Genomic DNA, 12,258 nt, shown 5'->3' with positions numbered 1-12,258 from the left:
TCTTCACGGTCGATCTCGATGCGGCGCGCGCCGCGTTCGAGCAGATGCCGTGGGTGCGCCATGCGAGCGTGCGCCGGGTGTGGCCGAATGCGCTGGCTGTCACGCTGGAGGAGTACAAACCGCTCGGTACAGGTCGGCCAGCAGGTCGGGCCCGGCGTGCCGCTGATGTCGATTGTGCAACTCAACCGGCTGTGGATCGAGGCGAATTTCAAGGAAGGGCAGATCCGCCACATGCGCGTTGGCCAGCCGGTCGAGGTCGTGTCGGATCTCTACGGCTCGCGGATCACTTATCGCGGCCGCGTGCAGGGTTTCTCGGCCGGTACGGGCAGCGCTTTCTCGATGCTGCCGTCGCAGAACGCGGCCGGCAACTGGATCAAGGTCGTGCAGCGCGTGCCGGTCGTGATCGCGCTCGATGCCCGCGATCTCGCCGCGCATCCGCTGCGCGTCGGGCTGTCGATGCGTGCGACGGTCGACACGCACGACCGCAACGGCCATGCGCTCGACAGCGAGCCGCCGACGCCGGCCGTCAGCACGCGCGTGCACGATGGCGTCGCGAGCGACGCGGAGGCGGCGGCCGCTTCGATCGTCCGCGAGAATCTGGGCGGGTAGCGCCCGTCGCGGAAAGGGGTAGAGCCGGCCGCGAGGGCCGGTCCGACCCCGCGCGTCCGGTCCGGATCCTGCCCGGCGGTTCCCGTCCGACTTTCGTATTTCCGCCATCGATGTCGGCGTCGATCAAACGCATGTCGCGTTTGAGACATCGGCGCCCCTGTCTCCGGGACTACTCTCGAACAGCACGTCGCGCGTGCGCCGCACGAGCCGGCGCGCCGCGGCGTCATCCAACGAGACATGGAGACAATACGATGAGCAGCAATCGAGGTGTCGTCTATCTTGGACCGGGCCAGGTCGAAGTCCAGAAAATCGATTATCCGAAAATGGTCGACCCGAGCGGCCGCGCGATCGGCCACGGCGTGATCCTGAAAGTCGTCAGCACGAACATCTGCGGCTCCGACCAGCACATGGTGCGCGGCCGCACGACCGCACCGGTCGGCCTCGTGCTCGGTCACGAGATCACCGGCGAAGTGGTCGAGGTGGGCCGCGACGTCGAGACGCTGAAGCTCGGCGATCTCGTGTCGGTGCCGTTCAACGTGGCCTGCGGCCGCTGCGCGATGTGCAAGGACACGCATACGGGCGTGTGCCTGAACGTGAACCCGTCGCGCGCCGGCGGCGCTTACGGCTACGTCGACATGGGCGGCTGGATCGGCGGCCAGGCCGAGTACGTGCTTGTGCCGTACGCCGATTTCAACCTGCTGAAATTCCCGGACCGCGACCAGGCGATGGCGAAGATCCGCGACCTGACCTGCCTGTCCGACATTCTGCCGACCGGTTATCACGGTGCGGTGAGCGCGGGCGTGAAGCCGGGCTCGACGGTCTATATCGCGGGCGCGGGCCCGGTCGGCATGGCCGCTGCGGCGTCGGCCCGCCTGCTCGGCGCGGCCGTCACGATCGTCGGCGACATGAACGCGGAACGGCTCGCGCATGCGCGCGCGATGGGCTTCGAGACGGTCGACCTGTCGAAGGACGCATCGCTCGGCGAGCAGATCGAGCAGATCCTCGGCGTGCCCGAGATCGACTGCGCGGTCGACTGCGTCGGCTTCGAGGCGCACGGCCACGGTTCGTCGGGCCACGCGGAGGAAGCGCCCGCGACGGTGCTGAACTCGCTGATGGAAATCACGCGGCCGGCCGGCGCGATCGGCATCCCGGGCCTGTACGTGACGGACGATCCGGGCGCGAAGGACAAGGCCGCGCAGCACGGCAGCCTGAGCATCCGTTTCGGCCTCGGCTGGGCGAAGTCGCACTCGTTCTTCACGGGCCAGACGCCGGTGCTGAAGTACAACCGCAACCTGATGCAGGCGATCCTGTTCGACCGGCTGCCGATCGCGAAGATCGTCAACGTCGAGGTGATTTCGCTCGACCAGGCGCCGGAAGGCTACAAGAAGTTCGACGGCGGCGCGCCGCGCAAATTCGTCATCGACCCGCACGGGTTGCTGGCGGCCTGATGCGCTAGCGTTCGTTCGCTGCGCATCGAAGGAAACGGGCGGCTCCTGAAACGGGCCGCCCGTTTTTGTTGCGGGCCCGAGGCGATCGAGGGGGGCGGAAGATCGGTTCGGAACGCGAATCGTCCAGCGCGAGCGGCGAGGCTCGCGCTCAGTGGCCGCGATAGAGTTTCGCGATCTCGGCGTGGCCGGATGCGGTGTACCGCCGGTGGCGAACAGGCAGGCTCACGCGACGCATCGGATGCGTGCGATGGGCGGCATCGCGGCTGCTTTTCCAGTCCGCCACGCGAACCGTGTCGGCGCGTTTCCGGTCGGGGGCGCGCATCGACGGCGCGGCTTGTGCAACCTGCATCTTGCTTGCCGGCGGAGTGGCGTTCGCATCGCCGCGGGGCGGAATGGCCGCCTGCTGCGCGCCGTCAGTCGAATGAAACGGATAGGCCGGCGCCTGCAACACGGGCAGCACCGGATCGTTCGCCGCAAGCGGATGCGTCTCGGTCGCCGACGCGGACGGTGCGCCGGATCCTTTACAGACGGGATCGGTCTTGCAGGTGCGGTCGACCATCACATAACCGCCGACCAGCAGCACGAGTGTCACGATGCTCAGGATCGGTGCGCTCGACGCGCTCGGCTGCCGGAAGGCCGCGTCGCGCAACGTACGCGCGATGCGCGACGGCCACGTGTGTAAGGATCGCCGCGCATGCATCGCGTGTGCGTGGCGGGGCGTGCTGCGAACCGGATCGAACGGCCAGTCCCATTGGCCGCAGACGGGGCAATGCTCGAGTGCGTGGAGAGCCACGAAACCGCATTCCCTGCAGCGGCAAGCGGTGCACGGTCGCGATTCGACGCGCGCATTCAGCACGGCGCGCCACGCATCGCGCGCGCGAACGTGCCGGTTGGGCAGGACGCGCATCGTCAGCGGCGGGCGGGCGCCGCCGCCGGAGCACATGCTGGCCGTCGCTCGCAGTCGGTGTTCATGCGATTCTCCATAACATCGGACTTGTGGAACCCGTTCGTCCGCGGCTGCCCGACGTTCATTCTTGGCCGGTTGCACGCGAAACGCAAGGACGATGTCGGTCGTCGCGGGCCGCATGTTTCGCGCTAACCGTCGTGTCGTTGCCGGGCCGCGAGCGTTCCGACGGTCTCCATCGCGCGCTCGACGGCCGGCGTCCACGGCCGGCCGTAGTTGAGCCGCAGGTAGCGGCGGAATCCGCCGGTCGCGGAAAAGATCGGCCCCGGCGCGATGCTGACGCCGCTTTCCATGGCAGCGTCGAACAGGTGCATCGCATCGACGTGCGGCGGCAGTTCGATCCATAGAAAATACCCGCCGCGCGGCGCGAACACTTCGGTGTCCGCCGGAAAATAGGCCCGTACGGCCGAGAGCATCTGCGCCTGGTGCGCGGCGAGATTGCGTCGCAGCTTGCGCAGGAAGCGGTCGTATGCGCCGTCGCGCAGGTAGCTCGAAATCGCCAGTTGCGCAGGCACGTCGGCAGCCGGCGCGCGCGTGATCTGGGCCTGCCGGATCTGCTGCGCGAAGCGTCCCGCCGCGACCCAGCCGATCCGGAACCCGGGCGCGAGGCACTTCGAGAACGACCCGCAATGCAGCACGAGCCCGCTGTCGTCATACAGTTTCGCGGGCCGCGTCGGCGACGGGCCGAAATGCAGCTCGCCATACACGTCGTCCTCGATCAGCGGCACGCCGCGCGACGCGAGCAGGTCGATCAGCGCGCGTTTGCGTTCTTCGGTCAACGTCGCGCCGGTCGGGTTGTGGAACGACGTCATGAACCAGCACGCGCGTACCGGATGCGCGTCGAGCGCCGCGGCAAGCGCATCGAGGTCGAGGCCCGCGCGCGGGTCGACCGGAATCTCGACGGCCTTCAGGTGCAGGCGCTGCACGGTCTGCAGCACCGCGTGGAACGCGGGCCGTTCGATCGCGACGAGGTCGCCGGGGCGCGTCAGCGCCTGCAGGCTGAGCGTCAGCGCTTCGAGCGCGCCGGTCGTGATGACGATTTCGTCCATCGGCAATGCGGCGCCCGCGTTCAAGTAACGCAGGGCAATCTGTCGTCGCAATGCATCGTTGCCGGGCGGCAATCCCGACAGCAGTTTCGTGAGGTCCATGTTGCGGGCCGCGGACGCGACGTGACGCCACAGGCTGCTCATCGGGAACAGCGAATAGCTGGCGAACGCCGAGCCGAGCGGCACGACGTCCTCGCGTCGGAGGGAGTCGAGCAGGCGGAACAGCACGTCTTTTTCGCCGGTTGGCGCGGTGCCCGGCTTGCGCGGCGGATCGTGGCCGAGCCGCACGTGCTTGTCGTCGAGGTCCGCCACGAAATAGCCGGACCGTGCCCGCGCGACGATCAGACCCTCGCTTTCGAGCGCGTAGTACGCGCGAAACACGGTGGATGGACTGACCCGATGCGCGCGGCATGCCGCGCGCACGGTGGGGATACGCTCGCCGGCTGCCAGGTCGCCGCGCCGGATCGCGTCGGCGATCGTCTGTGCCAGCGCCGCATATCGCTTCATGCCTGCCCCCCGGCCGCTCGAAGCCTCGCTGAAAAACAGAGTAGGGCACGGCACCCGTCGCGTGCAAGCGCGCCCCCAATCGCTGAGCCGCATGTTTTTTGAGTGCTCTGATGCTGTTCTTTCGTCTGATAAACGGGCATTCTCCAGCACGTTCCATTCCCGATGACCGACCGAGACGGAATCCACGCCGTACGGCCGTGGCTCCATGACCCAGTGGCGTGCGCGGGTTCTCGTCCGCGGCATCCTGACCCTACTCGGAAGCATCCAGCGTGAAATTGAAAACTCTCGTCGCCGGTCTCGTGGCCGGCCTCGCCCTCAACCTGTTCAGCGGCGCCGCAGCCGCAACCTGTACCAGCAATCCCGCCGCCCAGCCGAACGCGACGTTTCCCGCCGCGTTGACCGGCAAGCTCGTCTATCACAGCTATGTCAAGTACGGAGACGGCACGAGCCAGCTGTTCCTCTACGATTTTTCGGCGCATACGCTGACGCAGTTGAGCAAGAGCACGTGGGGCATCACCGATCCGATGAACGGCGTGTTCAGCCCCGACGGCAAGTGGCTCGCGTTCATGGGCATCAGCAACGGCGCATGGAACGTCTTCATGCTGCAGCTCGGCGCCGGCACGCCGCCCGTCAACATGACGAACAGCACGGGCGCCACGCGCAACGAAGACCCGAAGTTCAGCGCGGACGGCAAGACGCTCGTGTTCAAGCAGAACGGCGACATCAAGCAGGCGACGCTGTCGTATACGAGCGCGGGCCCGGCGTTCACGTCGGTGGTGAGCCTGACGAACGCGCCGGCCGGCGCCGAGTATTCGATGCCGTTCCTCGCGCCGGACGCGAGCGCCGTGTACTACGCGACCGGCACCGGCTCGAGCATGGGGCTGATGAAGCGCACGATCGCGACCGGCGCGACCGCCGTGTTCGATCATCCGGCCGGGCTGCAGACGTACTACCCGATCGTGCGTGCGGACGGCATGGTGTACTACGCGCGCTGGAAGGACAGCGGCGGGGCCGACCAGATCTATGCGAAGACGGCCGACCCGGCGTCGGTGCCGAATGCGCTGGCGCTCAACGACTGCATGAGCAACAACTCGGATCCGGCGCCGGCGAGCGGCACGAACTACCTGTTCTTCTCGTCGACGACCGCGGGCGGCTATCAGCTTTATGTGGGCGACGTGACGACCGGCCAGCGCTGGAGCCTGTCGCAGTTCGGCGTGAATGCCGACACGACGAAGGCGAAGCTCGGGTCGAGCTATTACGGCGGGCCGTCCACCGCCCAGATGACGCTGCTGTCGCAGGGCCGTCCGGCCGCGGCGTCGGCGAGCTACAACGCGTCGTTCACGGCGGACAAGGCGTTCGACGGCAACGCGACGGGCACGCGCTGGGATTCGCCGGAAGGCGCGGGCGTCGATCCGCAATGGATCTCGGTCGATCTCGGCGCGACGAAGCACATCGATCACGTCGACCTGTACTGGGATGCGGGCGCGCTTGTCTATCAGATCCAGACATCGAACGACAACGTCAACTGGACGACGCTCTATTCGACGAGCAACGGCGGTTCATATAACCACGTCACGCTGCCGAATCTCAACGGAAGCGGTCGTTACGTGCGGATGCTCGGCACGAAGCGCGCGACGCAGTGGGGCTATTCGCTCTACGAAATGCAGGTGTGGGGATCGTAAGCGCGGGAAGAAATCAGTCTGGCAAACCGGATGCCGTTCAGTTGATGAAACTGAACGGCATTTTTGTTTTCGAGATCGTGACCTGCGGTGAAGACCCGCGCAGGATTCGCGTAAAAACGCCGCCCGACACTTTGCGATCCTGCGTCGCATCTGCCGGAACCTGTTCGAAGCGGATACGACGACCAGGTCCGGCATCAAGAACCGACGGCCCGAAGCGGGTGCGGGCGACGGTTACCGTGCTCCGTTTATAACGTTTCACGTAATGGCTCGGGAGTGCAGCCGGAAATTTCAAATATCGTACTTGTACTATTTATTTTCAAGAAAATATAGTTCGAGTTCCATAGATCGCAGATAGAGCGATCCCTAAAATTGCATACAAGAAATCGATATCGCTGTGCGACGTCTTCCGGAAAGCGGGACGACGATGGGGGATGGGGTTTGACGCGAGCTGTACGAATGTAATCAGGGCGTTTCCGTGCTCGCCACCAACGAGAACGGATGATCGTTCGCTCAACGCTTTCTCGGGGCCTGTCGAGCATCATCAGCAAGTTCGACGGCATCGGCCACATCGTCACGACGATTCACTGGAGTGATGGGTCGACAATTATTTGTCGACGGTAATCACACGCGTGTTCGATGACGAGATCGAGCCGCGCGGCGCTCGGCACGTTCGACATCCGCGAGTTGTACGTTCGCGGCGGGGCCCTGTCAAACGGGTAGGGATTCCATTCACTCATTTTCAGCCGGTGGAGGAAACGAAGGAATTGTAAATCTTCATGAAGTTAGTTGTACATATGATTGAGCGACGCGTATCCGATCGGAACGAGGCCGCTCAAGATTCTCATTTAACGATTGAGTGAACCAGAAATGAAAAAGATTGCAATGATGATGTCGGCAGCGGGGTTGGCATTCGCGGCGATGAACGCGGCTCACGCGGCGGACGGCACGATCAACTTCACGGGCGAGATCGTGGCCGCATCGTGCGGCATCACGGGTGGCAACGGCACGTCGGTGACCGGCGGCAAGGGCGAGCAGTCGATCGACGTCAAGCTGGGCAAGGTCAGCACCGACGCGCTGGGCGGCACGGCCGGCGGCGGCATCGCGGCCGGCACCGCGATCAACCTCGTCCTCGATTGCGGCTCGACCGCGAAGGGCCTGACCACGGTGAAGGTGCGTTTCGACCCGGCCAGCGGTTCGGGCGTCGACAGCACCAACAACAAGCTGCTGAAGACCACCGGCACGGCCGCGGGCGTCGGCATCGGTATTTACAACACCGCCGGCACGCTGCTGAACCTGAACGCCAACGAGACGTTCGACGCACCGCTGGTGAAGGGCGGGACGGATGCGGCGCCGACTTACACGGCGAACCTGGCGATGCGCGCCGGCTACGTGAAGAACGGCGTCGACATCGTGGCCGGCACCGCAAACGGCACGCTGCCGTTCACGCTGACCTACGAGTAATCCACCTCCGGGCGGGGAGGCGCTGCTTTCCCGCCCGATCAACGACTTTCTGTTCGACATGAAACGATTCCACTTTGCAGGACTGGCGCTGGCCGGCTCCCTGCTGTTGTCTTCGGCGGCTTCGCTCGCCGGCGTGACGCTCGACGGAACCCGCGTCGTGCTGGCCGCGCCGAGCAAGGAGGCGTCGATTCTGGTTCGCAACCGCGCGTCGGCCGACGTCATGATCCAGTCGTGGATGGACACGAGCGACGGCAAAGGGGACGTGCCTTTCGCGATCACGCCGGCATTGAACCGCCTCGGCGGCGAAAAGCAGCAGACGCTGCGCGTCCTTTACTACGGTCAGGGCCTGCCCGGCGATCGCGAGTCGGTGTTCTGGCTCAACGTGCAGGAGATTCCGCAGAAAGCGAGGGACGACAACACTTTGCAGATTGCGGTGCGTCAGCGCATCAAGTTCTTCTACCGGCCCGCCGGACTGCCCGGCAAGGTCGAGGAAGCGCCCGCGCAACTGCGCTGGAAGGTGGTTCAACGCGACGGCCAGACACAACTCGAAGTCAACAATCCGTCGCCCTTCTTCGTGTCGCTGGCATCGGTCAAGGTGCAGAGCGGCGGTCGCGACTATGACGCGCAAGCCGAGATGGTGCCGCCTTCCGCCACGCGTCATTTCGCCGTCAAGGGCCTGCCGGCCTCCGTCGCGGAGACCGGCGTCAAGGTCCACTTCGAATCGATCAACGACTACGGTGCCGTCGAAGCCCATGACGGCACTGCCGGCTGACATCGCCGGTTCCGCAGGTCGTATTGCTCCTCAACTTCGTCATCCCCGGGCCCTTGCCGTGGGGAGTGGACCGTTCGCGCCTGCGATGCCACTCGGGAGGTGAATCAACATAGAGAAAGGGTATGGAGAACGTCAGGAAGGAAGTCGATGTCTGGACCGCCGCGCAAATCGGCGCGCCGTGCCTTGCATTGATCGGTTTGGTACTGCCTGCGACCGGCCACGCGGTCGAGTTCAACGAGTCCTTTCTGCGCAAGGGCGAAGGGCCGGTCGAGCTGAGCTACTTCGAGAAGGGCAGCGCGGTGTCGCCCGGCCGCTACGACGTCGACATCTACCTGAATCACACGCTGGCCAAGCGCCAGGACGTCGCGTTCCGCGCGGACGCCGACGGCACCGTCAAGCCGATGGTGACGCTCGGGTTGTTGCGCACGGCCGGCGTCAACATCGCGCGGCTGGAAAAGGACGGGCGTATCGCTGCAGGCGCGGACGACGAGACGATCGTCGACTTGCCCGCCGTGGCGGATGGCGCTTCGGTGGAGTTCGAGTCCAATACGCTCTCGCTGAACATCAGCTTTCCGCAGCTCTACGTGTCGCGCACGTCGCGCGGCTACGTCGACCAGTCGCTGTGGGACGACGGCATCCCCGCGCTGTACACCGACTACCAGGCCAACTACAGCCGCAACGATGGCAGCGGCTACGGCAACGAGTCTTACTTCGTCGGTTTGCGCAGCGGCTTCAATGCCGGCGGCTGGCGCTTCCGCAACGAATCGACGCTTACCGGCACCAAGGGCGCGAAGAGCAGCTTCACCAGCAACCGGACCTACGTCGAGCGCGACATCCGGCGTCTGCGCAGCAAGGTGGCGGCCGGCGAACTGTATACGTCGGGCGACATCTTCGACAGCGTGCGCTTCGTCGGTGCGCAGGCCGGCACCGATCTCGGCATGTTGCCGGACAGCGAAGTCGGCTTTGCGCCGATCGTGCGCGGGATCGCCGAGAGCAACGCGGTCGTGGAGGTGCGGCAGAACGGCTACGTGATCTATTCGACGCCCGTGCCGCCTGGCGCGTTCGAAATCACCGATATCTATCCGAGCGGTTCGAACGGCGACCTCGAGATCCGGATTACCGAAGCCGACGGCCGCGTGCGCCGGTTCACCCAGCCGTACTCGTACCTGCCGGTGATGGTTCGGCGCGGCAGCCTGCGGTACGCGTTTTCCGCCGGTCAGTATCGCGTCCAGGGCCAGTCGAGCCCGAAGTTCACGCAGGGCACGCTGGTGTACGGCATGTCCGACAACTTCACCGGTTATGGCGGCATCATCGCCGCGGAAAACTATGTGGCGGCCGCTCTCGGTATCGGCGTGAATACGCGCATCGGCGGCATGTCGCTGGATGTCACGACGAGCCGGTCGCGCACGTCGTCGGGCACCCGGCAAGGGCAGAGCTTGCGGTTCCTGTATTCGAAGACGCTCCATTCGACCAACACGACGTTCACGATGGTCGGCTACCGCTATTCGACGGATGGCTACCGCACGCTGAGCCAGCACGTCGAAGACACGGATCGCACCTACGGGCCGCGCATCGCGCGTCAGAAAAGCCGGCTGGACGTGAACGTCAACCAGCCGCTCGGCAGTGGCTCGATGTTCGCCGGCATCGGCGACACGACCTACTGGAACGGTGAAGGACACAGTCGGCGCCTGCAGGTCGGCTACAGCAACAGCTACAAGAACGTCAGCTACAGCGTGTCGGCGTCGCACATCCAGGAGTCGGGGCCGTTCGGGCGCCCGGACACGCAGTTCAACGTGTCGGTGAGCATTCCGCTGGGCAAGGCGTCGAGTTCGCATCGCCTGTACGCGAACGCGGTGTCGTCGACGCGCGGCGAATTCAACGTGCAGACCGGCGCGTCGGGTTACCTGAACGACAGCAACACCATCAACTACGGCGTGCAGACCGGCTACAGCCGCAGCGGCGGCGGCTCGGGCGGCGTGAGCGCGGGCTGGGATACGCGGAACGCGAAGCTGACCGGCAACTTCACGCAGGATCGTTCGGGCCGCCATTTCGACGCGGGCGTATCGGGCTCCGTCGTCGTGCATGGCGGCGGCATCACGCTCGGCCAGCCGCTCGGCGAGACGTTCGCGGTGGTGGAGGTGCCGAAGGTGCACGACGTGACGTTTGGCGGAGCGTCGACGATCCGCACCGACCGGCGCGGCTACGCGGTCGTGCCGTATCTGCAACCGTATCGCCAGAACTGGCTGAACATCGATCCGTCGAGCATCGGCACGCAGACCGAGATCACCGACAACGCGAAGTCGGTGGTCCCGACTCGCGGGGCCATCGTGAGGACCCGCTTCGAAGCGGAATCGGGGCGCCGGGTGCAGTTCGAGCTGGGTCAGGACGGAGGCGGCAAGGTGCCGTTCGGCGCGCAAGCCTACGACGCGAAGGGCAAGCTGCTGGGCATGGTGGACAACCAGTCGCGGCTGCTGGTGTTCGGCATCGAGGACAAGGGCAGCATCGACGTGCGGTGGGGCGACAACAGCTGCAAGCTGTCCTATCAATTGCCGACGCAGAACAAGGAACTGGCCTACGAGCGGCAGGCGGCGATGTGCATGCGCGCCGGTACGGTTGTTGGCGCATGGTGATCGGCCTCCGGAAAGCCTCTGCTTTGTCGTTCACCCAGGGCAGCGATGGCGAAGGGTCTTGTCACCTTCATTGTAGCGATTCAAGATCGAATGGAAATGTGGATGATTATCCGAAATAAGGTATTTATTGCACTTTGCTTGGCGCTTGCGCCGGTGTGCGCTTCGGCGGCTTGCCAAGCGGATACGACGGATGGAAAGGATTACTATGTTGTGTCGGTAAGTGGATTTAATCCCCCTCCCTTTGATCCCACCCAGACTTACGTCGGCGGGGTGATCTATACGGCAGAGGCGACGGGGATGCAGTTCACGAACGTTAAAGGTTTCCTCCCTTTTACGAGCTGCTCTTCCGCGACAAGGGAGGTTTACACCGGCATCGGCGTTCAGGGAAACAACAACGTCTACCCGACGGACATCCCGAACATCGGGATACGGGTACGGTCCCCAATGGGGCAGCCGTACCCCTTTATTACTAATGGTAATGGATGGACCAATAAGACCTGGGAGTTAATTTTCGCCCCGAAGATATTCGAGTTGGTGAAGACAGGAGACATCACCGCGGGCGGCATATTGACCGGCGCCTACGCCCGCTACACTGCGGACAGCGCCGCCGGCCAGACACTTGTCGAATTCCGATTCGCTTCGCCACTCATCATCAAGCCCAGGGTTCCATCCTGCACCGTCCAGAGTCCCTCCAACATTCCTGTATCCATGGGGCGCGTGATGGCGACGAGTGCCTTCTCGGGCGTCGGATCGACGGCTCCTCCCCAATCGTTCTCGATCAAGCTGCAGTGCTCGGGGGGCGCCGCGGGAACCAGGACCCGGGCTTTCGTCACGTTGACGGACGCAACGAATGCTGCAAACACTTCGAAGACCCTCTCGCTGTCGAAGAGTGCGAAGGCGGCCACCGGGGTGGGCATCCAGATCCTCAAGGATGATGTCGTGCTGGGATACGGGCCGGATTCCAGTGCCGTCGGCAATACCAACCAATGGTATGCAGGTACCGTCAAGCAGGGTCAGGACGGCATGTCCATTGACCTAAAGGCGCGCTATGTACAGATCAGCCCGCGTATTACACCAGGGAGCGCGAATGCCGCCGCGACCTTCACCCTGAGCTATCAATGACCGATCCAGACCGAGAG

At 64.7% G+C, this 12,258-nt stretch carries 9 protein-coding genes and 1 pseudogene; 7 read left to right on the top strand and 3 right to left on the bottom strand.

Annotated elements, in window-relative coordinates; all coding sequences use genetic code 11:
* Positions 1-120: 120 nt before the first annotated feature.
* Both G3N62_RS21195 and fdhA read left to right on the top strand, forming a co-directional pair.
* Positions 121-609: pseudogene (locus G3N62_RS21195) on the top strand (HlyD family secretion protein); the annotation flags it as partial.
* A 251-nt stretch (positions 610-860) separates the two neighbouring features.
* Positions 861-2,057 carry a formaldehyde dehydrogenase, glutathione-independent gene (fdhA, locus tag G3N62_RS21190; RefSeq protein ID WP_006488979.1) on the top strand — a complete coding sequence of 399 codons (1,197 nt, stop codon included), beginning with the start codon at positions 861-863 and terminating at the stop codon, positions 2,055-2,057.
* Positions 2,058-2,205: 148 nt separating this feature from the next.
* Here the strand turns inward: fdhA and G3N62_RS21185 are convergent, their stop codons facing one another.
* Entirely contained in the window at positions 2,206-2,964 is a 759-nt protein-coding gene (locus tag G3N62_RS21185; protein ID WP_124669609.1) for a hypothetical protein, read from the bottom strand.
* Positions 2,965-3,152: 188 nt separating this feature from the next.
* On the bottom strand, positions 3,153-4,574 hold the full coding sequence (locus G3N62_RS21180) for a PLP-dependent aminotransferase family protein (RefSeq protein ID WP_124669610.1): 1,422 nt from the start codon (positions 4,572-4,574) through the stop codon (positions 3,153-3,155).
* Positions 4,575-4,843: 269 nt separating this feature from the next.
* On the opposite strand from G3N62_RS21180, the gene G3N62_RS21175 reads away from it, so the two are divergent.
* On the top strand, positions 4,844-6,256 hold the full coding sequence (locus G3N62_RS21175) for a discoidin domain-containing protein (protein ID WP_124607594.1): 1,413 nt from the start codon (positions 4,844-4,846) through the stop codon (positions 6,254-6,256).
* A gap of 37 nt (positions 6,257-6,293) precedes the next feature.
* On the opposite strand, the gene G3N62_RS21170 is transcribed toward G3N62_RS21175, so the two are convergent.
* Entirely contained in the window at positions 6,294-6,515 is a 222-nt protein-coding gene (locus G3N62_RS21170; protein ID WP_124669611.1) for a hypothetical protein, read from the bottom strand.
* 608 nt (positions 6,516-7,123) lie between these two features.
* On the opposite strand from G3N62_RS21170, the gene G3N62_RS21165 reads away from it, so the two are divergent.
* The 4 genes from G3N62_RS21165 (at position 7,124) to G3N62_RS21150 (ending at position 12,241) form a co-directional block, all read left to right on the top strand.
* On the top strand, positions 7,124-7,717 hold the full coding sequence (locus tag G3N62_RS21165; RefSeq protein WP_034186082.1) for a fimbrial protein: 594 nt from the start codon (positions 7,124-7,126) through the stop codon (positions 7,715-7,717).
* Between the two features lie 58 nt (positions 7,718-7,775).
* On the top strand, positions 7,776-8,489 hold the full coding sequence (locus G3N62_RS21160; protein ID WP_049030638.1) for a molecular chaperone: 714 nt from the start codon (positions 7,776-7,778) through the stop codon (positions 8,487-8,489).
* A gap of 122 nt (positions 8,490-8,611) precedes the next feature.
* Complete coding sequence (locus G3N62_RS21155) at positions 8,612-11,119, top strand: fimbria/pilus outer membrane usher protein (RefSeq protein WP_124669612.1); 2,508 nt, start codon at positions 8,612-8,614, stop codon at positions 11,117-11,119.
* 45 nt (positions 11,120-11,164) lie between these two features.
* Positions 11,165-12,241 carry a fimbrial protein gene (locus G3N62_RS21150; RefSeq protein WP_241013162.1) on the top strand — a complete coding sequence of 359 codons (1,077 nt, stop codon included), beginning with the start codon at positions 11,165-11,167 and terminating at the stop codon, positions 12,239-12,241.
* Positions 12,242-12,258: the final 17 nt, after the last annotated feature.

The sequence above is a fragment of the Burkholderia sp. Tr-20355 genome (genome assembly GCF_017104685.1).
Taxonomy (GTDB): Bacteria; Pseudomonadota; Gammaproteobacteria; order Burkholderiales; family Burkholderiaceae; genus Burkholderia; species Burkholderia seminalis.
Note: the sequence above shows the minus strand (reverse complement) of the source record. Positions and strands in the feature narration are given on the sequence as shown.